20 protein-coding genes and 1 tRNA gene are annotated in these 21,938 nt (G+C 59.9%); 17 read left to right on the top strand and 4 right to left on the bottom strand.

All coding sequences use genetic code 11. The features are described 5' to 3' along the window. Positions 1-61: 61 nt before the first annotated feature. Positions 62-898 carry an ExeA family protein gene (locus tag Pan189_RS15350; protein ID WP_145364847.1) on the bottom strand — a complete coding sequence of 279 codons (837 nt, stop codon included), beginning with the start codon at positions 896-898 and terminating at the stop codon, positions 62-64. A 119-nt stretch (positions 899-1,017) separates the two neighbouring features. Between Pan189_RS15350 and Pan189_RS15345 the strand changes: the two genes are divergently transcribed. The 4 genes from Pan189_RS15345 (at position 1,018) to Pan189_RS15330 (ending at position 7,271) form a co-directional block, all read left to right on the top strand. Continuing rightward, positions 1,018-1,710 carry an RsmE family RNA methyltransferase gene (locus Pan189_RS15345; protein WP_310820566.1) on the top strand — a complete coding sequence of 231 codons (693 nt, stop codon included), beginning with the start codon at positions 1,018-1,020 and terminating at the stop codon, positions 1,708-1,710. Between the two features lie 124 nt (positions 1,711-1,834). Further along, positions 1,835-3,418 (top strand): NAD(P)/FAD-dependent oxidoreductase, encoded by a 1,584-nt coding sequence (locus Pan189_RS15340; protein ID WP_145364845.1) that lies wholly within the window; start codon positions 1,835-1,837, stop codon positions 3,416-3,418. A 39-nt stretch (positions 3,419-3,457) separates the two neighbouring features. Continuing rightward, entirely contained in the window at positions 3,458-5,641 is a 2,184-nt protein-coding gene (locus Pan189_RS15335) for a prolyl oligopeptidase family serine peptidase (protein WP_310820565.1), read from the top strand. A 244-nt stretch (positions 5,642-5,885) separates the two neighbouring features. Next, positions 5,886-7,271 (top strand): serine/threonine-protein kinase, encoded by a 1,386-nt coding sequence (locus Pan189_RS15330; RefSeq protein ID WP_145364844.1) that lies wholly within the window; start codon positions 5,886-5,888, stop codon positions 7,269-7,271. A 44-nt stretch (positions 7,272-7,315) separates the two neighbouring features. On the opposite strand, the gene Pan189_RS15325 is transcribed toward Pan189_RS15330, so the two are convergent. Further along, positions 7,316-7,720, bottom strand: coding sequence for a globin domain-containing protein (locus tag Pan189_RS15325; protein ID WP_310820564.1), 405 nt, complete (start codon positions 7,718-7,720; stop codon positions 7,316-7,318). A 62-nt stretch (positions 7,721-7,782) separates the two neighbouring features. Beyond that, complete coding sequence (locus tag Pan189_RS15320) at positions 7,783-8,535, bottom strand: hypothetical protein (protein WP_145364843.1); 753 nt, start codon at positions 8,533-8,535, stop codon at positions 7,783-7,785. Between the two features lie 225 nt (positions 8,536-8,760). Between Pan189_RS15320 and hspQ the strand changes: the two genes are divergently transcribed. From hspQ to rpsU, 3 genes are all read left to right on the top strand, one after another. Beyond that, positions 8,761-9,120 carry a heat shock protein HspQ gene (hspQ, locus tag Pan189_RS15315; RefSeq protein ID WP_145364842.1) on the top strand — a complete coding sequence of 120 codons (360 nt, stop codon included), beginning with the start codon at positions 8,761-8,763 and terminating at the stop codon, positions 9,118-9,120. Between the two features lie 95 nt (positions 9,121-9,215). Beyond that, positions 9,216-10,124: an FAD-dependent thymidylate synthase gene (thyX, locus tag Pan189_RS15310; RefSeq protein ID WP_145364841.1), complete on the top strand. Its 909-nt coding sequence runs from the start codon at positions 9,216-9,218 to the stop codon at positions 10,122-10,124. A 99-nt stretch (positions 10,125-10,223) separates the two neighbouring features. After that, positions 10,224-10,418, top strand: a complete 195-nt coding sequence (rpsU, locus tag Pan189_RS15305) for a 30S ribosomal protein S21 (protein WP_145364840.1) — start codon at positions 10,224-10,226, stop codon at positions 10,416-10,418. Between the two features lie 149 nt (positions 10,419-10,567). Here the strand turns inward: rpsU and Pan189_RS15300 are convergent, their stop codons facing one another. Then, positions 10,568-10,984 carry a hypothetical protein gene (locus Pan189_RS15300; protein ID WP_145364839.1) on the bottom strand — a complete coding sequence of 139 codons (417 nt, stop codon included), beginning with the start codon at positions 10,982-10,984 and terminating at the stop codon, positions 10,568-10,570. Between the two features lie 364 nt (positions 10,985-11,348). Here Pan189_RS15300 and Pan189_RS15295 point away from each other — a divergent pair, with 364 nt between their 5' ends. The 10 genes from Pan189_RS15295 to Pan189_RS15250 all read left to right on the top strand — a co-directional run bounded on the left by Pan189_RS15295 (position 11,349) and on the right by Pan189_RS15250 (position 21,906). Continuing rightward, positions 11,349-12,647 carry a BON domain-containing protein gene (locus Pan189_RS15295; protein WP_145364838.1) on the top strand — a complete coding sequence of 433 codons (1,299 nt, stop codon included), beginning with the start codon at positions 11,349-11,351 and terminating at the stop codon, positions 12,645-12,647. Between the two features lie 327 nt (positions 12,648-12,974). Next, on the top strand, positions 12,975-13,601 hold the full coding sequence (locus tag Pan189_RS15290) for a hypothetical protein (RefSeq protein ID WP_145364837.1): 627 nt from the start codon (positions 12,975-12,977) through the stop codon (positions 13,599-13,601). A 210-nt stretch (positions 13,602-13,811) separates the two neighbouring features. After that, positions 13,812-17,003 (top strand): tetratricopeptide repeat protein, encoded by a 3,192-nt coding sequence (locus tag Pan189_RS15285; protein ID WP_145364836.1) that lies wholly within the window; start codon positions 13,812-13,814, stop codon positions 17,001-17,003. A gap of 153 nt (positions 17,004-17,156) precedes the next feature. Next, the gene (locus tag Pan189_RS15280; protein WP_145364835.1) at positions 17,157-18,086 is read left to right on the top strand and encodes a MotA/TolQ/ExbB proton channel family protein; all 930 of its coding nucleotides are present in this window, start codon (positions 17,157-17,159) and stop codon (positions 18,084-18,086) included. A gap of 262 nt (positions 18,087-18,348) precedes the next feature. Continuing rightward, positions 18,349-18,549 (top strand): sulfur carrier protein ThiS, encoded by a 201-nt coding sequence (gene thiS / locus Pan189_RS15275; protein ID WP_145364834.1) that lies wholly within the window; start codon positions 18,349-18,351, stop codon positions 18,547-18,549. A 312-nt stretch (positions 18,550-18,861) separates the two neighbouring features. Then, positions 18,862-19,674 carry a thiazole synthase gene (locus Pan189_RS15270; RefSeq protein WP_145364833.1) on the top strand — a complete coding sequence of 271 codons (813 nt, stop codon included), beginning with the start codon at positions 18,862-18,864 and terminating at the stop codon, positions 19,672-19,674. Positions 19,675-19,691: 17 nt separating this feature from the next. Next, positions 19,692-20,678: a hypothetical protein gene (locus Pan189_RS15265; RefSeq protein ID WP_145364832.1), complete on the top strand. Its 987-nt coding sequence runs from the start codon at positions 19,692-19,694 to the stop codon at positions 20,676-20,678. 94 nt (positions 20,679-20,772) lie between these two features. Next, the gene (locus Pan189_RS15260; protein WP_145364831.1) at positions 20,773-21,207 is read left to right on the top strand and encodes a cyclic-phosphate processing receiver domain-containing protein; all 435 of its coding nucleotides are present in this window, start codon (positions 20,773-20,775) and stop codon (positions 21,205-21,207) included. Positions 21,208-21,261: 54 nt separating this feature from the next. After that, positions 21,262-21,333: transfer RNA gene (locus Pan189_RS15255), tRNA-Ile, on the top strand. A gap of 24 nt (positions 21,334-21,357) precedes the next feature. Continuing rightward, complete coding sequence (locus Pan189_RS15250; protein ID WP_145364830.1) at positions 21,358-21,906, top strand: CPBP family glutamic-type intramembrane protease; 549 nt, start codon at positions 21,358-21,360, stop codon at positions 21,904-21,906. Positions 21,907-21,938: the final 32 nt, after the last annotated feature.

The raw sequence follows: 21,938 nt of genomic DNA, 5'->3' as shown, positions 1-21,938 counted from the left end.
AACAAGCCGCGGACCTACAAGCCGCGCACGTAGTAAGCGGATAAGGATGACCGAGCGCACGTCAATTCACGAACACCCGGCGTTGTTCGCTGACGGGCGACGGCGATGCGGGTTGTTTGGCCGACTCGTGACTAGTCACCGATAAACGCAGTTCCTTCGCGGCGGCTTCGACGATCTCGCCGTCGATGGCTAAGGCCCGACGATTGGCGCCGATGATCAGGGCAAGTTCGCACAGGGAGTTGATTGTCCGGGGGACGCGACCGGAAAGTTCGGCGATCACCCGATAGCCCTCCGGCGTAAAGATTTCGCCGTTCGCATCGTCTCCAAGCTGCTGTCGAACGTAAGGTTCGATCTCGTGCGCGGCCAATGGGCCGACCTCGATTTTCAATCGACCCGCGGTCAGCGAAGTCGGCAGCGCCTCCGCATTCGCTGCCGACACGACAGCGGTCATCCGCGCCGAGAACTGTTCGAGCAGCCTGATCAGTGAACTGGCTTCGCGGGCGAAACTGGGAGTGCGGTCGACGTCGTCGATCAGGACGACGGTGTGCATGGCAGCCTCGCTCCGCGTTGCCAATTCCTCATAGAGGCGGCGATGGCTGCGGTCTTCGTCAGAGGGGAGAAGGCGACGGGTCAGATCATCGATCAAACCGCCCTCGCCGATCGCGCCGAGCCGGCAGACGGTTCTGCGGGTCCGTCCGAGGCCTTGCTCCAAGATCGTCAGGAGCAGACTTTTTCCGCATCCGGCCGCTCCGGTGATGACCGCAACGCCGTGCTGCTCTTCAATGCAATACAGAACCCGCGACATCGCTTCGTCGTGGCCGAAGCCGGCGTAATAGCAGTCGGGGTCGGGCCGGTCCGCGAACGGAGAGCCTTGAACGGACCAATGCTGACGATACACAGGCTGCCTCGGCTGCGAGATGGGGATGCCGAACGGCGCGGCGAAGAAATGCGCTTATGTTATTATCGGCAGACAATGCGGGCGTCATCAGACGCTTATCCTCTGCGCGCGGAGCAAGTGTGTCGGAACGATTCTTTGTGGAGCAGTTGGAAGTCGGGGAAATCCGGCTCGACAAAGGCGAGTCGCAGCATTTCGCCACCGTGATGCGCGGCACCGTCGGTAGCACTGTTCAACTCTTCGATGGCACCGGCCGCGAGGCGTTCGGAAATGTCACCGACGTTTCGAAGAAGTCGGTCAGAATTTTGGTTGAGTCGGTTCAGTTGACCGAGCAACCCGAACCGCGTCTGACGCTGGCGGTCGCCCCGCCGAAAGGAGATCGGTTCCGTTGGCTCATCGAAAAGGCGACGGAACTCGGGGTGGCCCGCGTGATCCCGCTGATTACCGAACGCAGTGTCGTCGATCCGCGCGACAGCAAACTGGAACGACTCCGGCAGAACGTCATCGCCGCCTGCAAGCAGTCGGGCCGCTCGCGACTGATGGTCATCGATCGACCGATCGCCTTGCCGAAGTTGCTGAAGCAGGCATCCGAAGAGCAAATCGTGTTGCTCGATCCGCACGGATCGACTGATCCTGTCGGAATCAAAGAAACTTCAACGACGACCGCGTTTATCGGCCCAGAGGGCGGGTTCAGCGACGAGGAACTGAAGTTGTTCGAAGAGCTTGAGGCCACGAAAATCCGCTTGGGATCGCATATTCTTCGGACCGAAACGGCGGCGATCGCCGCTGCAGCGCGATTGGCATTTCGAGAGTGATCGACAGACTTGTCGGCCGGTGTCGATGCGGTGCCATTTTATCCGCGACCGCTCAGGCGTAGCATTCGGCACGCGATTGTTGGTCCCGTCTTAACCGGCTTGTTCCGTTTTCAGATGCGTTGCGATGCTCAAGGTCCCGAACCTCGCCCTGCCCGTCGAAGAACCCGAGGAGTCTGTCCCAAGGATTCTCGCCAAACAGATCGGATGCGCTCCGGGCGATCTGCCGCGCTGGCGGATCGTGAGAAAGAGTCTGGATGCCCGGCAGCGGTCGAACTTGCGATTTGTCTACACGGCGGTCGTCGAAGCACCGGAGGAATTTCGCGTCTCACAGCGGGGAGCGGTGCAGGCATTTGAACCGCCGCAATTTGATGATCCTGATCCGGGTCAGGAACCGACCGACGATCGGCCACTGATCGTCGGATCGGGTCCGGCCGGCCTCCTGGCCGGATATTATCTCGCCAGGAAGGGATATCGGCCGCTGATTATCGAACGCGGGCGGCCCGTCAAAGAACGTGTCGCCGCCATTCGGGCTTTTGATGGCGGCGGCGAATTCGAACCGGAGAACAATTACCTGTTCGGTGAAGGCGGGGCCGGTGCCTTCAGCGATGGCAAGCTGACGTGCCGCGTGACCGGGGCCGATGTCGATTACGTGCTGGAGCGGTTCGTCGAATGCGGCGGCCGCGAGTCGCTGACCTACGAGCATCGGCCACACCTCGGCAGCAACAAATTGCCGATGATCTGCCGGAACTTTCGCCGCAAGATCGAAGCTTTGGGCGGCGAGTACCGCTTCGATACGACGCTGGAGGGCCTCGATATCGTTGATGGTCGGGTCCGCGGCGCCATGACCAGCGGCGGTTACGTGAAAACGAATCAACTGTTGCTCGGAATCGGACATAGCGCCCGAGACACCTATGAGATGCTGCTCGCCGCCGGGGTGCCGCTGCTGCCGAAAGCGTTTCAATTGGGGCTGCGGATCGAGCAACCGCAAGAGATCGTGAATAAGCACAAATACGGGCGCGAGAGCTATCTCGATATTTTGGGCGCGGCCGATTACTCGCTCGTCGCGAACGGCCGGCGAGATCTTTATACGTTTTGCATGTGCGCAGGCGGATGGATCATTCCGAGTGTTTCGGAGCCGCGGCGTTTCTGCACCAATGGAATGAGCAACTCCCGGCACGATACCGAATGGGCCAACAGCGGCCTTGTCGTCACGCTCGAACCTCACGAGTTCGGTGCGAGTCATCCCCTCGCCGGGGTTGAACTCCAACGTCAATATGAGGCTGCTGCCTTTGAATTGGCCGGACGAAATTATCAGGTCCCGGTTCAGCGGGCGGACGACTTCGTCAACAGTCGCGCTCCGGCGACCGGCAGCCCGATCGACTGTTCCTATCGCCGCGGCTCCACGCCGTTGGAGTTGTCACAAGTGTTGCCACCCGTCATCGCGAATGCCGTTCGAGCGGGCCTGCCCGTGATGGATGAAAAATGGCGCGGCCAGTTTCTTAAGGACGCCGTGCTCGTGGGGCCTGAAATGCGTGGGAGTAGCCCGGTTCGAATCGACCGTGACCGGCGGTCACGCGTCTGTCCGGATATCGACGGCCTCTACCCGATCGGTGAGGGGGCGGGCTATGCCGGCGGAATCGTAACCGCCGCGGTCGACGGGCTGAGATCGGCACGAGAGGTGGTCCGGCGGTTCGCACCTGTCGGCTAATTGGATTTGGGTAAGTTTATTGTCATATGAGTCATTGCAATGAGTTTTTGCATTCGTAAACGTTATTTCGCAAACCTAACTATCCTTATTGGCGTGGGGCTGCTGTTTATTCAGGACTGCCCGGCTGAAGACAACAACATGATTAATTATCCGGATACGAAAAGGGTTGAGGTCGTTGACCGGTTGCATGGGCGGGACGTCCCGGACCCCTTTCGCTGGCTTGAGACCGACGTGCGAGAGTCCGAAGAGGTTGCCGCGTGGGTCGAGGCTCAGAACAAGGTGACGTTTCAATATTTGGAGCAGATCGAAAGCCGGGAACCAATTCGAGAGCGACTGACTGAGCTTTGGAACTATGAAAAGTTCGGCACTCCGTTCAAGGCCGGCGGACGATATTATTTCCGCAAGAATAATGGGCTTCAAAATCAGTACGTGCTCTACGTGCAGGATTCGCTCGATGAGAAGCCCGAGGTCTTAATTGATCCGAACGAGTGGTCAAAAGACGGGACCGTCGCGCTCGCGGGAACCGCCTTCAGCGATGACGGTCGCTACGTGGCCTACGGCGTGCAGGAAGCGGGCTCTGATTGGCGAACCTATCGCATTATGAATATTGCAGATCGTTCGCTGCTTGATGAGGAACTTAAGTGGATTAAATTTACGGGCATCTCATGGAAGCCCGACGGATCGGGTTTCTATTACTCTCGCTATCCGCAGCCCGATGAGGAAGCCGCGTTTCAGGACTTAAACCTGAATCAAAAAGTGTTTTTTCACAAAGTTGGGACGCCACAAAGCGACGACGTTCTCATCTACGAACGCCCTGATGAGCCGACATGGGGCTTTTACAGTGACGTGACCGAGGACGGCCGATATCTCATCCTCACGATCTTCGAGGGGACCGACCACGGCTATCGCGTTTACTACAAAGACCTTAATTCGGGCGACGAGGCTGCGCCAGATTTTGGCTTCCGCAGACTCATCGACAGTTTCGATCTTGAGTACAGCTTTGTTGCCGCGCGGGAGTCGACATTCTACTTCATCACGACGAAAGACGCTCCGCGGAAGCGGTTGATTTCTGTCGATGTATCAAAACCCGAAGTCGACTGGACCGAGATCGTCCCCGAAGCGGCTTCGGTCCTCGAAAGTGTGGATTTGGTCGCGGGTCAGTTTATCTGCGAATACCTGGAGAATGTGCGGTCCAAGGTGCTGCTGTATCAGGTCGATGGTACCCCAAGCGACGAAATTAAGCTCGATGGACTCGGCACGGCTGCAGGCTTCGGCGGCCGTCAGTCCGACGACGAGACCTTTTATTCGTTCTCGTCGATGATCACGCCGCCTAGCATTTATCGTTATGACTTCGACACGGGCGAGAGCGAGTTGCTCAATCGATCGGACATCGATATAGAACCTACCGACTACGTGTCGCGACAGGTATTTTGTGAAAGTGAAGATGGGACTCGGGTGCCGATGTTCGTCGTACACCGGCGCGGCATCGAACTCGACGGCTCTCACCCCACGTTACTTTATGGTTACGGGGGCTTCGAGATTTCGTTGATGCCGCGGTTCTCGATTACGCGGTTGATGTGGTTGGAACTCGGCGGCGTTTACGCCATGGCGAATTTGCGCGGCGGCGGGGAGTTTGGCGAACCGTGGCATCGTGCCGGCACCAAGGGCCAAAAGCAGAACGTGTTCGATGATTTTTTCGCCTGCGCCGAGTGGCTGATCGACGAGGGTTATACGACGCCGGAACGATTGGCGATTCAGGGCCGCAGCAATGGCGGGCTGCTCGTGGGGGCGGCCATCACCCAGCGACCCGAACTGTTCGGGGCCGCCCTCCCTGCGGTGGGGGTGCTCGACATGCTGCGGTTCCACCGCTTCACGGCGGGGCGCTATTGGGTCGACGACTACGGCTCCCCGGACGACCCCGAAGACTTTAAAGCCCTGCTGGCTTACTCCCCCTATCACAATTTGAAGGAAGGGACGCGCTACCCGGCCACTTTGATCACCACGGCCGACACGGATGATCGCGTGGTGCCCGGTCACAGCTTCAAATTCGCCGCGCGCCTGCAAGCGACTCATGCCGGCGATGCCCCCGTGCTGATTCGGATCGAAACGAAAGCCGGCCACGGGGCGGGAAAACCGACGAGTAAAATCATCGAGGAAACGGCCGATGAACTCGCCTTTTTGGTCGACCAGTTCAAGATGAGGCTGCCCTCGTTCGAAGACTGAGACAGAGGACCCAAACACGCTTTCACCCACTAGCGATTCGAGGATCACTCCCCGCACAGAGTCGTGAACAAAGTGGTGCTTTTGCGTCGGAGGCATCCGGTCAATTACGATAGACCTTTGTGACCATCCACGATCGATTCGGACTCTCGGTCGATCGGCTGGCGGACGGTTTCTCAGACTCCTGTCAGTCTCGACGTTCAACTGCGACGTTTAATGCCCACAACGTTCTTCTCCTGATCGGGCCATGATCGAAAACCGCTGGCTCTGGCCCTTCGAGCTACTTGAGAAAGTCGGCGAAGGGGGCATGGGAGTCGTTTACAAGGCTCGATTCGTCAAGAACGATCGCATTTTCGCGGTTAAGTTAGTGCCCACAGACATTAGCGATCAGACGATCCTCTCCCGCTTCGAGCGTGAGATTGAGATCGTTAAGGGTCTGAAGCATCCGAACATCGTGTCGAGTTTCGGTGGCGTCTGTGAAGGCGATCGTCGCTTCTACGCGATGGAGTTCATCGACGGGGGAACGCTCGATGACCAGTTGCGCGACAAGGGACGGATTTCTTCCGACCTGACGATTCTGTACGCCGGGCAAATGTGTGCCGGGCTGCAATTCGCCCATGAGCGGGGCATCATCCATCGCGATATCAAGCCGGGCAACTTTTTGCTCACGTCCAAGGGCCGTTTGAAGCTTGCCGACTTCGGCCTCGCAACGGTGCACGCGGCCTCAAAATTGACGGCTGCCGGGCGGACGTTGGGAACCTTTCGCTACATGGCCCCGGAGCAGATCCGCGGTCGCCCGGAGCCATGTCCACAGACCGACTTATATGCGCTCGGCGTGGTTCTGTTCGAATTGGTGACGGGGCAGCCCCCATTCAAAGCGGATAACCCGGCTGACGTCCTGAACCAGCATCTGAAAAAAGAACCGCCGCTGCTGTCGTCGGTCGTGCCCGACGCGCCTGACGAACTGGTCGGGGTGGTCGATAACCTGCTTCAAAAGGCGATCGAAGACCGCCCCGAGTCAGCCACCGAAGTGGCCCGTGCGCTCGACCGGATGGATGACGTATTTCTGGCTCCGGTCTCACGCACCGGACGATCAAAGAAGGCGGCCTCGAAAGACTCCGATCCTGAAGCGACCGTGACCGCCCCGGTGCGGCGGGGTTCGAGTCGAAGTACGTCGACACGATCAACGAAGACGGGCCGCACAAACGCGGGATTCCCCACCCGCTTCGAGTTTCCCTCGTGGTCGATCGCGGCAGCGGGTTCCTTGCTGCTGATCCTTTGCCTGTGGATATGGTCTCTCCGCGGCCCGGCAGTGGCTTATCAGCAAACCAGAAGTCATTGGACGGAAGTGCTGGCGACATCGAGCTCCGTCGAAGAGCGGGTGACGTCGGTCCGGGTGCTGGCGCATATGGCGATTGATGACGATCGCGCACTGGATGCCTTGGAAGCGGGGCTTGACGATTCCGAGACCGATGTCCGAGTGGAAACGATTCGAAGCATCGAGAGCCTCGGACCGCGAGCGAGCCGCTATGTGCAACAGATGACGCGGCTTCAACGCGAGGACGAAGAGTCTTCGGTCCGGTACGCGGCTTCGACCGCACGGGAAGCGATCAAGAAGAGCGACGACCTGTAATACTTAGGCGACGCCCTTGGTCCGTCGATCCGGCGTCGAATTGGTTATTCGCGATTCCGCAAGAACGTCGCTGTCGCCCTGAGGAATTCTTGAAGCGTCGAACGTTGCGGGTCGGGGATATTGACCTCCTCGAATGCTTCGTCCATCAGTTTGACCCACCGATCTCGCGCGGCTTGGTCAATCGCGAACGGCGCGTGCCGCATCCGCAGGCGTGGATGTCCGCGGTTCGTCAAATAAGCCTCGCTGCCGCCACAGCGGAAGATCAGAAAGTCACGCAGGCGTTGCTCGGCTTCGTCGAGCGCTTCGTCCGGATACATCGGTCGCAACAAATCATCGGTGGCGACTCGCCGATAGAACGCAGCGACGAGTTGCTCAATCGGAGCGGCCCCGATGGCCGGAACGATTTCGAATACCGGGTCGGGCCGGTCGTCGGTCGATTGCAATGCCACGGTCGATGGTATGAGTGAGAGGTTTCCGTGAGGTAACGAGAACGAGTAACGAGGCAGCCCCGTTAATCAGTGGTGGACGTCGTCTGCCCGCGTTTCGCATCGCGCCATGCTTTGTATTCATCAGCGACCAACGGGGAGAGCGTGACCCCGGGCGGATCTGTGACCAGGAATACGACGCCATCGACTGCGGCGAGATCGTCCACCAGTTTTTGCGGGTCGTGCTGCTGAAACTCGTTGACGAGTTCTGCCAGATTGACCTTTCCGCGGGCGTTGAGCAGAAGCGTGACGGCCCGTCCGCATGATGCGACGTCGATCGTCCGCATGTTCCAAACCCGGCCGATGATCGCCCCGAACAAATCGAACAGGCGCGGGGCGAACAAAAAGAGATTGGACGCTCCCCGCAGGACCGGATTCATGTCGCGCGGGCTTTGCAGGAGCAGCAGCCAGCCGGCACCGGTCATCTGTGAGACCCGAACTGTCGTATTCACGACCTCATTGCGAATTCGGACCGGCGCCCATGCCGCCTGCTCCACCCGCTTGTTGAGCCAGAACAAGGCGACAAGGCCGACCGAGGCGATGATGTGGAGGACGTACAGCGGGATCGAAAAGCCCAGCCAGACGGCCAAAAGAAAGTAGGATACGGCAAAGATAACGGCGTATGTGATCCCGGCTGCGACCATCGCCACCGGAAGCAGGACCGCAGCGACGACCAAATAGGTGATCAGGTCTTTGCGTAGTCGCTCCCGAACCCATGCCCGAACACCGTCGGGCTTGCCGGGTGCCAGGTCGGTATCAAAGCTCGCAAATTTCGACACGGATACCGCCCTGAAACTGATGCGCCGGACTGTCGTTGAAGTTCTTGAACGTCACCAGTGGCGAAGTCTAACCGACATTGCCTGCCGTCGTCGCCTCCGCCCGGAGTCCTGAGAAAAGATTGCCGAATCCCGATCTGCTTACCCGCTTCTGCAAAAACGGTGGTTGCGAGTCCGGCACAGACCGGGTAGGGATTGATAGGTCGGTGGGCCTCGAAAGGCAGTTACATGATTAGTGTGAACACGAACTTCCTCGTCGATCCTCTACCGGATCGCGTACCGATCTTCGCCGTCGGGCATATCGTCAGACATCGTCGCTACGGTTATCGGGGAGTCATTGTCTCGGTCGATGGTCATTGCAAGGCCGACCCGGCGTGGTATTTCGCCAACGTGACGCAGCCGGCCCGTGATCAGCCTTGGTATCATGTGCTGGTCGACGGCACCTCCGAATGCACCTATCCGGCGGAAGAAAATCTGGAAATGGATGACGCGGGCGATCCGCTGGCTCATCCGTTGATCGCGACTTACTTCGACGGGTTTGAATACGGCCGTTATCACCGCAACGAAGAGCCTTGGCCTGGGTTTTGAGGCCGCCAGTTGCCGCGGTTCGATTGCCGCCCGGCGACCTCCGCGCTAGGATCGCCCAGACTTTCAGCGCCCAGTTCCTCGCCGCGGTTTTGTTCATGTCGGAGCGACAGCAATTTCTTGACGACTTACGCTGGAAGAAATTTCCAGTGCTCGATGACGGGTTCGTCTGTCTCGTCGATGTGATGGGTGACGATGGCGCCGTCGTTCAGGCGGCCCGCGTCAGTTACGGCGAGGGAACCAAAAAGGTTTCGGATGACCGCACGCTGATCCGATATCTAATGCGGCACCGCCACTCGACACCGTTCGAAATGGCGGAAGTGAAATTGCTGGTGCGCGTACCGATGGATACGTGGCGGCAATGGATTCGGCATCGCACCGCGAACGTCAACGAGTACAGCACACGCTACTCGGTCGCGATCGACGCGGCTCAAGCAACGCCGCCGGACGCCTGGCGTTCGCAGGCTCAAAGTAACCGACAGGGAAGCGAAGGGTTTCTCCCCACCGAAGCAGGCGGCGCGCTGACCGACTCCGAGACCGAATTTCAGTCCGCGGCCCGTCACCTGTATGAACAGCGACTTGAAGCCGGTGTGGCTCGCGAACAGGCCCGCAAAGACCTTCCGCTTTCGACCTACACGGAAGCCTACTGGAAGATTGACCTGCACAATTTGCTGCACTTCCTCGCGTTGCGAATGGATGCCCACGCGCAACTTGAGATTCGTGAATACGCCGCGATGATCGGGGAGGAAATCGTCAAACCTCTGTTTCCGGTCGTGTGGGAGGCCTTCGAGGATTACCGGCTCGGATCGATGTTCCTGACCAATCAGGATCGGGGGGTCATCACCCGTCTGGCTGCCTCCGGTCATACCCCTCCCTATGGGGCTGACGCGTTTCTCTCAGCCCAGGATGACAAGTGGCGCGACCTGAAACGCTGCCGGGAAAGAGATGAGTGTCACCAGAAATTAGTCAAACTTGGGTTACTCACCGACGAGACGTCAGACGATTGACTTTGCAGACGACGGCGAGACTGTTAGCTTGTAGGCTGAAATTTTGACCGAGCTTTCGCCCGGTCCGTCCGATATTTGCACAATTCACGGGAGATTTGCGTGGTTCGGCTGCGGTTACGTGAGAATGAATCGATCAACGACGCGGTTCGGCGGTTTCGAAAACTGGTCGAACACGCCGGGATCAAGAAGGAAATGCGGCGTCGCGAGTATTACGAGAAGCCCAGCGACGAAAATCGCCGAGCCCGCCGACGTGCGGAACGTCGCGCACGCTTGAGCCGACTGAGCGGCAATTAGAGCAGACAGTAGTCCTGCCAGCGGCTTGGATTCTGCCGAACTGCAATCAGTTCGAATCAATTGAAATAGAAAGCGGGCGGTCAGATCACTCTGACCGCCCGCTTTTCGTTGACTATCTTCGGTCGTCGCGAAAATCGCTCTGCTCGAGCTTATTCTTCCTCGTCCGAATCGGTCTTCGCCTTCTTCTTGACAGGCTCATCGTCGGTATCCATCTCGTCGTCGAGTTCGACTTCGAGGGTCCCGGTCGAGTCACTGAGCGACACTTTGAGCGGTTGGATAAAATAGAGCTTCTTGGTCGCTTTGGCCCGCAATTGCTCCAGTTTTTCGTCGGCCTGCTTCCGCTCACCGTAGGTGAAACGGGCCTCTTCTTTCATGCTGCCGTTGAAGATCGCCCACATCAGGCGTTTTCGCGGCGCCTCTTTTTTTGTTCGTGCCCGGCTTGCCGATTTCTTACGGGTCGCCTTCTTCTTCTTCTTGACGCCCGACTTCTCGTCGGCGGCGTCGATCGCCTCAGCGGCCTCGGCTTCGCGTCGTAAGTCAACGCGGCTCTTTGTTTTACGTGCCATAAGTCCTCTCCCCGCCCAATCGAGGGGGTGATGAAATCGTTCAGTTCCGAAGCGGAAGAGAATAACGTGGCCCCCGCGAATCCTCCACCGTACCGCGACCGGGCGGCCTTAGAGGCGGCAACTTCGATACGGCCGATTCGACCGAACCAACCAGAAAAGTTCACCGAATCGGTCCGACGTGTCCGATGTAGAGGGCAGTGAGTCCGCTCACCCTCGGCGGTCGGCGGGCGCATGAACTGTTTTTTGCGTCGCCGCTCGGCGATCGACATTCAGGAATTCGCCGTCACGGGATTCCGTCGACGCCGCGGGCAACGCCCGTCGCCGGACCGCCGCCTCTCGCAAGACGTCAGAAGGAGTAACTCCGATGCGTAAGATGACCTCATGGGTCCTGACGTTGGGACTCGTCGCGAGCCCGACGCTGGCCCTCGCCGGACCGTTCGGTCTGTCGAACCCGCTCAACATGTTCCGTCGCGGAGAGCAAGCCTCGGCTGCCCCCGCCGTGAACAATCAGGAGATGGCCGAGGCGATTGCCGACGCCCTCCGCTCCGCCCGACTGAAGGGCCGGGGCATTGAAATCGAATTTCAGGACGGCGTCGTCACTCTGGTCGGAGAAGTCTCCGACGCGGGGCAGAAAGCTCTGGCCAGCTCGGTTTGTTCGCGCGTTCCGGGCGTTCAGGGCGTCACAAACCAGATGACCGTCGCCTCGCCGATCCGTCAGGTTTCGGCCGAAACCACTGCCGCTCCCACGAAGTCGGTTCAGAACGCCGCCTTCCAGTCGCCCTTCGGTGAAAAGTCGGCGATCGAAACCGTTGCGGCCCACAAGCCTAAGCGGACCGAGTCGCGGCAGCAGCCCAAGCCGAAGTACACGCCGCGAGCGCAACAACGGCCCCCCGTCGCACCGCAGGTGAATACGACGCCGGTCGCTGCGACACCGACGGCCGATTCGACCTACTACCCCTCGGCACCCCCGGCCCCGGCTCCGCAGTTTGGTGCCGCTAAGCCGCCGGTCAGTCAGGTCGGCAACTTCAACAACGGCGGATTGTCGAATCAGGAAGTGGCCGAACAGGTCGCGACCTCGCTCAAGTCGGCAGGGCTGAGCGGCTACGACATCGAAATCCGCTACTCGAACGGCGTTTGCACGCTCGGCGGGCAAGTCGCTTCGCCGGCTCATATCGTCGCGGCGGTTCAGGCCGCTTCGTCGACTCCGGGTGTCGAGTCGGTCAACAATCAGTTGGGAGCTCCTCAGTCGTACGGCAATCCTTACGCGGCCGCTCAGGCCGGGATGGGCGGCCAGGCGGTCTCGCCGACGAACTACATGGCCCAAGGCATGCCGATGGGTCCGCAAATGGGAATGCCGCCTCAGGGCGGTCCGGTTCCGGCTCAGTTCGTGCCGCCGGGAATGGCCTCGCCGGTCTACAACAACCCGAGCGTTCCGGAGCACGCCTGGCCGACTTACGCCAAGTACCCGAACTACGCGGCCGTCACCTATCCGGAGCAGTACTCCGCGAGTGCCTGGCCCTACATCGGACCGTTCTATCCCTATCCGCAGGTTCCGCTCGGTTGGCGGAGCGTGACGCTCGAATGGGATGACGGCCAATGGTACCTCGACTTCAACGACCGGACCGATCGTTGGTGGTGGTTCCTCAGCCCGAAGAACTGGTAACGATTCCGGCATGGCCGGCCCGTTGGGTCGGATGACGTGACGCGAGAGGCCAAGCGGGTGCCCGTTCATCGGGTACCCGCTTTTTCGCGTTGATGCCTCGCGTTAAAGCAATGAGCGACGCGTCATGAGCAATAGGGCTGTTTAGCCGCGACCGCCAGGGAGCGCGCGACCCGGTCCGAAGGCACGAATCGTACTGAGACTGAAAAAACAGCAAGATTCTCACAAGCTGCGTAACCCGAACGAACGATAAACCCAGTAGGAAACAGCGCGTCCGGGTTGTCGGGCGACAGTCAAGATTTCCGAGACGACCTTGAGGGGATGGCAAAGATGCAACTCTGGAAGACGCCCAGCCGTCTGCTTCGCCGAATCGTGGCACTTGCCGTACTCTCGTGTCTCACCGGCTCGATGAGCGGATGCACGTATTTCAACGGGCTGAGGATCGTCACCGGCTTCGCCGAAGTGACGTGGACACTCAGCGAGTTCTGGGGAACGACCGGGTTAATTCCGGTCACCTCCTACATGAGCAACCAGATCGAAGATACGCTCTGGGAAGAAGAGCGTTACGGCCGCACGCCGATCCTCGATCCGGTCGAGGGCGAGTTTGCCCCGCTGTTCTGTCTCGATCCGCCAACGCCGGATGAAGTCATCCGGGCGTTACCGGAAGACATCAGCGGCGGAATCCCGTTCGTCGCCGAGTCGTTCCGCAACAACGTGCGGATGGTCGTCGAGCCGATGGTCGACGATGTCGGAGAGTGCCGCTTCTACCCGCTTGTCGGGCCGGCCCGCCTTCACAAATGCCACTATAAGTGCACCGTCTACTACGATAAGACGATCCGCTCCGGTTGGCCGGTGCCCCACGAATTCACCGATGAGACGACCGAAGTCGTTTACATCGACCATGACCACCTGATTCGCTGTGCCGGTCCGCCGGCCGGTCAGATCGGCCCGATTTAGGTCGTCGCCGGAAAATCAATTCGACCAAACCGCACCGGAGTCACTCCGGTGCGGTTTTTTGTTGCGCCGATCGGAAGCCGTTCCCCGGCGAATCTGAACTTGGGAACGGACCGCGGGTTGTCGGGTTCGTTTAGGCGGAGATACACTCATGCATTCCCTGCCGCGTCCCCAGTGCACGCAGACGCGAACTTTACCGCTGCGGAGTAAGCTTTGCCTTCGACAACGGATTTCAACCGCCCCGTTCCGCGGACGTTGAATCGATCACCGGTTTCATCGCTCATGCGGAGGCTGACGATCGGCGTTCTCACCTGCGCAATGCTGGCGACATTTGCCGCGGTCGCGTCGAGCGGTCCGAACGAAGACTATGGATTCGCCGTCGCCTTGTACCGGAAATCGCGCTGGGATCAGGCAGCCCAGCGGTTTCAGGCATTTCTGCAGCAAAACCCGCGTCATCCGCGAGCCGAGAATGCTCAGCTTTACTATGGGCTGACGTTGATCAATCTGAATCAGCAGCGGCAGGCTCGCGACGTCCTTCGAGATTTCGTGCGACGCTATCCGGAAAGCAAAAATCTCGCCGACGCGAAGTACCGCATCGGAGAAGCCAGCTATTACCTCGGGGACTACAAAGCCGCGGAGGAGCAGCTCTCGGAGTTTTTAACCGCCTATCCCCGGCACAGCCTGCGCCAATGGGCCCTGCCCTACTTGGGAGACGCGCGGTTGCGGCTCGGGGACCCGGGCAAGGCCGAGCCGATTTTTCAGGCTGCGCTGAAGCAGTTCCCCAATAGTTCCCTCGCGGACGAGTCGCAATTTGGGCTCGCACGGGCGTTGGAGCGACTCGATCGACCCAAGGAAGCGGCCTCGGCCTATACGAAACTGATCCAGAGCGGACCGGGCCCGTACCTCGATGATGCGCTGGTCAGTCTCGGTTCCATTCGATTCGAACAAGACGACTTCGCCGCCGCGGCGGAATTCTTCGATCGAGCGGCGAAGCTCGAACCGCCCGGAAAGGTGACGACCACGGCCCGGCTCAATGCCGGGTTCGCCTTTTACCGTCAGGGTCAGTTTGACGAGGCCATCAAACGATTCGCGCAGGTCGAGGATAAATCCCCGGAGTTCCCAACCGCGCGATACTGGACGGCGCTGTCGCTTGAAAAGCAGGAGAAGCCGGAAGCGGCCGCGGAAATCTACCGCACAATCGCCTCGTCCGAGGGCGACAAAGAGCTGCGGGCGGAAAGCCTGTATCGGCTCGGCGAAATCGAGTACCGCGCAAGCCGATATGCCGAGGCGAGCCAAGCCTTCGAACAATCCTTCAAGCTCGTTGCTGACGGCCCGAGAACGGAAGAGTCGACCTTTTTCGCCGCGCAGGCGGCATTCTTCGCAGGCGAACTGGAAAGGGCGAACTCGATCGCCTCCGCATACGCGGAGAAGTTTCCTGAAGGATCATTATCGCAAGAAAATCAGATCCTGACGGCCCGTTTGCTGGAAGCGTCGATTGAATCCAAAGACGGAGACCTTTCGGCAACGCAACGACAAGAGTTGGGCCGAGCGATCAATCGTTACACGGTCGTCACCAAGTCCGACGCGAAAATGCCGACACGGATGAAGGCCCATTACTATCGCGCCGCTTTGGCCGAACGGCTCGGCAATTCTGATGTTGCGGCCGAGTCCGCCGAACAAATTCGAGCTGCCTATGCGTCCGCGGAGCCCGATCAACAGGCATCGCTGAGAGCATTTACCGAGTCGTTCGTATTTGCCGCACGGGCCTTGGTTGCCGAAAAGGATTGGAACAGAGCGGATCAGTTGGCCGATGCCTATCTGTCTCTGTCGGGCAACTCGCCGCTCGATGACGCCGCGCTCGCCGCCAGAGCGATCAGTCGCATGGCTTCCGGTCGAGTCGACGATGCCATGCTGGATTGGAATCGCCTGCGGGACGACTATCCCAAGTCGAAGTTGCTCCCCGGGGTGACGTCCGATTTAGCCGAGCGCGCCTACGCATCGAAGTCTTACGCGGAGGCAGCCGAACTCTTCGGCGTAGCGGCTGATCTGGCCGATGAAGAGGCGAAGGCCGGGCTGCTGTCGGGGGCCGGTTGGGCGATGTTCGAAGCCCGCAAATATGCCGACGCGGCGACACGATTTGAAGCGGCGGTGCAAGCGGCGCAGTTGCAACCGGCGGTCGCCGTGGAATCCGCGTACATGGCCGCGCGGTCGCTCGAAGAAGCGGGGAAGCCGGACGAAGCTCGGCAGGCGTACAAAAAAGCATTCGCAAATTACCGGCCGGAGAAACCGGCGCCCGCGGAGTTCGAACAGGATACGGCCTTACGCAACGTCTATCTTTCTGGACTTCAATTGGCGCGAAACCTGCGCACCGCCGGCAAGTTGGAGGACGCGTCCGAAGCCTATAAAGATGTCCTCGACGCCTTTCCCGAACCTCGCAATTTGGATCGCCTCCTCGACGAGTGGGCGTTGCTGCATTACGAGGCGGGCGACTACGACCGGGCTGACGAACTCTTTGTGCGATTGATCGCGGCACGGCCAAACAGCCCTGTCGCTGATAACGCGCGACTCTCGCTCGCCGAAAGTGAAATCGCCGCCGGTCGTCTCGACAAAGCGAGTGAAATGCTCAGCGAACTGGCCACGTCGGCCAAATCTGACGCCGATGTCAAACGGCGGTCGCTCGCGCTCATGGTCGGAATCGCCGGGCAGAGCAATGACTGGGAGTCGGTCAAGAAATCGGGAACCGAGTATCTTCAGGCCTTTCCGAATGCGCCCGATCGACCGGCGATCGGCTATCAATTGGCCGAAGCGCTGATTCAACTCGAAGAGTTCGACGCGGCCCGCCCGATTCTCAAAACCGTCCGCGAGACCCCCGAATCTGATGCCGCCCGCGAGTCCGAATGGTTCCCGCGGACATGGGTACTCTCGGCCGAGGTCGAGCGACAAAAAGGCGATGTTGCCGCCGTGAAGTCCTATGTGGAGGAGCTTCGGGCATTCGATCCGGTCCCCAAAATTGTCTATCAGGCCGATCAGTTGCTCGGCCAAGCACTGCTGAAGAAAGCGAAATTCGATGAGGCTCGCGGTTCGTTTCAGAAGGTCCTCGATAATCCCGATGCAAAACTGACTGCGACGGCGGCACGTGCCCAATACGGCATCGCCCAGAGTTATTTCTTGCAGGAGAAGTGGCAGGCCGCTTGGGATGCGGCGTTTCGCGCCTATTCGATTTACGAGGTCCCTGACGTCCAGGCCCCTGCCCTGCTGATGGCCGCCCGCTGTGATGAAGCACTCGGCAATACGGCCGAAGCCCGCGAGTTTTACGCCTCGGTCGCCGAAGAGTTCCCGTCCACCGTCTTTGCCGAACAGGCGTCCAAACGTCTGAAAGAATTGAATGACGGTTCAAGTAATTGAGGCAAGCTGCGCACCGGTTTCGACCGCAAATTGTGTCTCCGCCCCGCGCCTGGGGCCGATTCCCATAGACCATCGGTTCGTCGGTCGTTACCGTTTTGCCCACGCGCTCGATCAGAATCTTAAGCGAACGACCTCGAATTGCGGCCGAAACGGATGACCGGACGCTTAGCTTTGCCGCATCAGATGTGGCTCGCCCTCGCCCTTTGCCTCGCCGTCTCCTCGGCGGTCGTCGCTCAGGATCCGTCGGAGGGCGAGTCCCCGGCGGTCGAAGCGACGGACGGTGCGGCGACCGCCGTCGACTCGTCAACGGCATCCGACGCGACGGACGATAGCCCCGACGATGTCTCGAATTCGGCCATCGACCGACAGGACGCGCTCGGATCGCTCGCCGAACTCACGGAGGCGACGCCGATCGTGATCGCGTTGGCCGCCGCGCCGTTCGCGATCGCCTCGCTGATCGCGCTATGGTTTGGCATCGAGCGCATGGTCGTGCTCCGCCGTGGCCGGGTCATACCGAAACCGTTCGTGAGCCGATTCCTGCATCTGCTACGCGAGGGCGAACTCGATGCCGAGTCGGCACTCGACTTGTGCGAGCAGAACCAAAGTCCGGTCGCCCACGTCTTTGCGCATGGCATTCGCAAATGGGGCAAGCCCTCGGTCGAGGTCGAACAAGCGATCATCGACGGTGGCGAACGTCAGGTCGCTCAACTGCGAAAGCACCTCCGCGTACTCAACGGCGTCGCGACCGTCACGCCTTTGATGGGGCTGTTGGGCACGGTACTCGGGATGATGATCGCCTTTGTCGACATCGCCGGTGCCCCGACCGGGGCGAACCGCACCGAAGAACTCGCCTTCGGCATCGTCACGGCCCTCTCGACAACCGCCCTCGGCCTGACGATCGCGATCCCCAGCCTGATCCTCTACATGTACCTCGCCGGCCGCATCGACTCGCTGGTCATGGACATGGACGCCCTCGCCCAAGACGTCGTCCACTTGATCTCCGGCGAAGGCCTGAGCGAGCGGAAGCGGGAGCGCGGGAATCAGAAAACGATCGCCCCCAGCGTGGCGAAAGAGGCGGGCTAGCGTTTCGGAGAGTGGACCGGACAACGTCCGGGCGGCAGAGCCGCAAGAGCATTCAGCTGACTCTTTCGATGATGGGCAGCGCCCCGAAACGCTTCAAGCATTGAGCTGAGTGCTCTAGTCGCTACGCGACCCGGACGATGTGCGGGCCACTCTCCACCTCAGGTCGCCGCCAATAGACACGCTCAAATGGGGGGGATATGGTTCATGGGCCACAGCTCAAAGACCCGCAGTCTGGCGTCCGCGGCTAGCCTCTGATCGTCCCATGCAAATCACCCTCAACGACGAACCCCACGACCTGCCCGACGGCACCACCATCGCCGGCCTGCTCGAACTCCTCGGCAAGTCGAACAAGTACCTCGCCGTCGAACGCAACCGCGAACTCGTCCCCCGCGGCCGTCACGCCGAGTGCGTGTTAGAGGAGGGGGATCGCGTGGAGATCGTGACGTTGGTTGGCGGCGGCTAGCGGGCACAGCCCGCGTTTGTGCCGAGCGAGTTTAGAGACGCGTTCGCTCCCCGCATCGGCGGCGAGGGTCGGAGACCCGTTCGCCGAATTTCGTCGTCCTGCTCCTTGCTCCCCGCTCCTCCCTTCCAGCCCTCGAGTGGGATGTACCTCAACCCCGTCATCCGCTTGCTTCGTGCGCGGCTCGTCTTCGGTTACGCTGGAAGTCGGCTAAATAACTTCTAACTTCTAACTTCTAACTTCTAACTTCTGGCTTCTGACTTCTGACTTCGAACTCGCCCCTCAACCCTCATCTCTCAACAATCAACCAAATCGATGTCTCTCCAACTCGGCACGCACACTCTCACTTCCCGGCTGATCGTTGGTACGGGCAAGTACGCCACGTATGAACTGATGAAGGACTGCCTCGAAGAGTCCGGCTCGAATGTGATTACCGTCGCCGTGCGGCGGGAGCGGCTGGTCGATGCCGAGGGACGGAACATCCTCGATTACATCGACCTCGCGAAATACACGATCCTGCCCAACACCGCCGGCTGCTTCGATGCGGAGGACGCCGTCCGCGTCGCCCGGCTCGGCCGCGAGATTCTGGAGGGTCTCGACAACCCCGGTGCGAACTGGGTCAAGATCGAGGTTCTGGGTGACAAGCGGACGCTGCTCCCCGACCCCGTCGGCACGCTCAAAGCGACAGAGCAACTCGTCAAAGACGGCTTCCAAGTCCTCTGCTACACGACCGACGACCCGATCACCGCGAAGCGACTCAAAGACGCCGGGGCGACGAGCGTGATGCCCGCCGGCAGCCCCATCGGCAGCGGCCAGGGCATCCTCAACCCCAACAACATCCGCATCTGCCTTGAGTATCTGAAGGAGGGCGACCCGAGCTACCCGGTGATCGTCGATGCCGGCGTCGGCACCGCCTCCGACGTCGCCGGGGCGATGGAACTCGGCTGCGACGGCGTCCTCCTCAACACCGCCATCGCCGGCGCCACCGACCCGCTTAAGATGGCGTCCGCCATGAAACACGCCTGCCTCGCAGGTCGGGAAGCATTCGAAGCGGGGCGGATCCCAAAGAAGCTCTACGCCACCGCGAGCAGCCCGGAGGACGGGGTTATTGGGTTCGAGAGGACGTAATTGAGACCAAAACTCGAATGAATACCACCCGACAGACTCCACAACGGCCGTCGGCAATCCGCTGCCGGCGACTTGCACCCGCGATAGCGGTGTGCGTATTGATCGCCACGACCATCTTCGGAGCCTCTGAATACGTCACACACACGTCTGGACGGATTGACCTCTCGAAGCACGAATTTGCTGATCCGTCGTTGCGAAAGCTCTTTACCGCGAGTCTTGCCGCCGCCGATTCAGTAATGCCGGAAGACGCCGTGCGCATCGATAGCGATCCCGCAGGAGGTCGGAAGTCTCTGTTCGAGGTCCGGTGGGAGAGGTCGTTGAGTCGGGAAGGTCGACGTTCGGTCCAGGACGACATCCTGCATACCATCGTTGTGGGCGCAAGCTATCCTCAGCGAAAGTGGCCGACCGACCGTGTCGAGGAGGTAATCATTCAGGTCGACTCTAAGCAGCCGAAAGGCTGGGCGATTGCCACGTCACTTCGCCGTACCGTCGAACCCGATAACGGCTGGTACTTTGAGATTGCCCTGACGCCGGATCAGCGGCATCGTTTAGAGCCATTCGCGCTGCACCATCCTTATTTCGACCTTCAGTTCGTGTTTCATAATCACGTTTACGGCTCCTATGCTTCTGCCGCACCGCGTGACTCTCACGAGTTGGTTGTCGCCCTCTTCGAATCGCCGGAGTCGATGGCGGCGGTTTTTAACTGGTACTTCGACAGCTTGGCAGCTGCGGTTCGCGCGAAGTTTGAAAATAACGAATTGGTAAAAGGCCCCTTCCATCGCGAAGGGGCTTCGGCAACTGCGATCAAGTTGCAATACGAACTAGACGATGACCCGTTCGAAGACGTGCCGCCGCTGACTCAGGCTGAAAAAAATAGAGTCCTGGCCGAATGCCTTGCACGAATTGAGAAGTATCGGAGCGTCGTGGATGAGGATAAAGACCGACTCTACGATCTCATGCAGGGCGCTTTTCCGTATGGCAAAGTCGTGCAGACTGTCGACTAGCTCTGCAGGATTGCGGGGAATATTGAGTCACGCCATCAAGGTTTGAGGTCGGTTAAGTATTGACGGACAGTGCCGCAGACTGAGGTGCGTGCTGATGTTGGCTCGACGTTGCGTCGCCATTCTCGAAGACGAAGCCGCTCGGCTCGAACGAATGCGGCCGGTAGTCTCGTCCCACTTCCCAGCGCATCAACTGGTCGACTCCGACCGTTCATCGGCGTTCATCGAGATTGTCGAGTTGCTGTGGCAGCAACTCGACCTGATTTGCCTCGATCACGACCTCCCGCTGATGACGCACGGCGATCACGTCGACGATTTCGGCAGCGGGCGCGACGTGAGCAAGTACCTCGCGAACCGATCGCCGATTTGCCCTGTCATAATCCACTCGACGAACCGGGCCGCAGCCGACGCCATGCAGTTCGAATTGGCGGATGCCGACTGGGATGTCCGCCGCACTGTCCCATACGGCGACCTCGAATGGATTGACGAAATTTGGAGGGACGCCATCACTTCGATTTCGAAATCGGCCTGATCGGCACTACAATGGAAACGGCCAAACGAATACGGGGCCGCGACAACGATCGCGCCCCCGCAGCTCAGTGGTGAGAGCGGCGTCCTTATAAGACGCGTCCGCGTCGGTTCGATTCCGACCGGGGATAGTGGCGTCGCACGGTGGTGATGAATGAAGCCGCTGAAGCTTGTCCATAGTCGGTTCATCCGTGCTTTTCGGTCGGGGCTGACGCTTGGCGACCTGTTGCAACTGGCCGGCTGCCTCGGGGGCTTCAGCCTCATTGCCGTTCCGCTCGGTCTGGCGACGGGATTGCTCCGGCTTGCGCCGCCGGCCGACGCGATTTCAACGCTGCTGCTCTACATCCCCGCCTCGTTCGTGCTGCCGAGCCTGATCGAAGAGACGATCTTCCGGGTGCTATTTATTCCGCACCCGTCGGAGCGAGTCTCCGAGCGGCGACTACGTCTTGCTTGTGCCGTCTCGCTGATACTATTCGTGCTGTGGCACCCGATGAATGCGGCGCTCTTTGCACCGTGGACGAAGCCGCTGTTCTTCAGACTCGATTTTCTGGTGATCGCGGCGATTCTCGGCGTTGGGGCGACCTATCTTTATCGCCGGACCGGATCGGTCTGGGCACCGGTGCTGTTTCACTGGATCATCGTACTTGCCTGGAAACTGGGCCTCGGCGGCAGCGTGATCACCTTCGGACCGCCGACTGCGTAGCCGGCAGAGCGAACTTGCCTTTGTCCGTAGGT

Origin of the sequence: Stratiformator vulcanicus (genome assembly GCF_007744515.1) — a bacterium.
GTDB lineage: Bacteria > Planctomycetota > Planctomycetia > Planctomycetales > Planctomycetaceae > Stratiformator > Stratiformator vulcanicus.
This window is presented reverse-complemented; position numbering and strand designations above follow the sequence as displayed.

Bases quoted from the DNA above. Each gene is read 5' to 3' on its own strand.
- Pan189_RS15290 (WP_145364837.1), top strand. From the start codon at position 12,975: ATGCAACTCTGGAAGACGCCCAGCCGTCTGCTTCGCCGAATCGTGGCA.
- Pan189_RS15280 (WP_145364835.1), top strand. From the start codon at position 17,157: ATGACCGGACGCTTAGCTTTGCCGCATCAGATGTGGCTCGCCCTCGCC.
- Pan189_RS15340 (WP_145364845.1), top strand. From the start codon at position 1,835: ATGCTCAAGGTCCCGAACCTCGCCCTGCCCGTCGAAGAACCCGAGGAG.
- thiS (WP_145364834.1), top strand. From the start codon at position 18,349: ATGCAAATCACCCTCAACGACGAACCCCACGACCTGCCCGACGGCACC.
- Pan189_RS15265 (WP_145364832.1), top strand. From the start codon at position 19,692: ATGAATACCACCCGACAGACTCCACAACGGCCGTCGGCAATCCGCTGC.
- Pan189_RS15260 (WP_145364831.1), top strand. From the start codon at position 20,773: ATGTTGGCTCGACGTTGCGTCGCCATTCTCGAAGACGAAGCCGCTCGG.
- Pan189_RS15250 (WP_145364830.1), top strand. From the start codon at position 21,358: ATGAAGCCGCTGAAGCTTGTCCATAGTCGGTTCATCCGTGCTTTTCGG.
- Pan189_RS15330 (WP_145364844.1), top strand. From the start codon at position 5,886: ATGATCGAAAACCGCTGGCTCTGGCCCTTCGAGCTACTTGAGAAAGTC.
- Pan189_RS15335 (WP_310820565.1), top strand. From the start codon at position 3,458: ATGAGTTTTTGCATTCGTAAACGTTATTTCGCAAACCTAACTATCCTT.
- Pan189_RS15295 (WP_145364838.1), top strand. From the start codon at position 11,349: ATGCGTAAGATGACCTCATGGGTCCTGACGTTGGGACTCGTCGCGAGC.
- Pan189_RS15270 (WP_145364833.1), top strand. From the start codon at position 18,862: ATGTCTCTCCAACTCGGCACGCACACTCTCACTTCCCGGCTGATCGTT.
- Pan189_RS15300 (WP_145364839.1), bottom strand. From the start codon at position 10,984: ATGGCACGTAAAACAAAGAGCCGCGTTGACTTACGACGCGAAGCCGAG.
- thyX (WP_145364841.1), top strand. From the start codon at position 9,216: ATGTCGGAGCGACAGCAATTTCTTGACGACTTACGCTGGAAGAAATTT.
- hspQ (WP_145364842.1), top strand. From the start codon at position 8,761: ATGATTAGTGTGAACACGAACTTCCTCGTCGATCCTCTACCGGATCGC.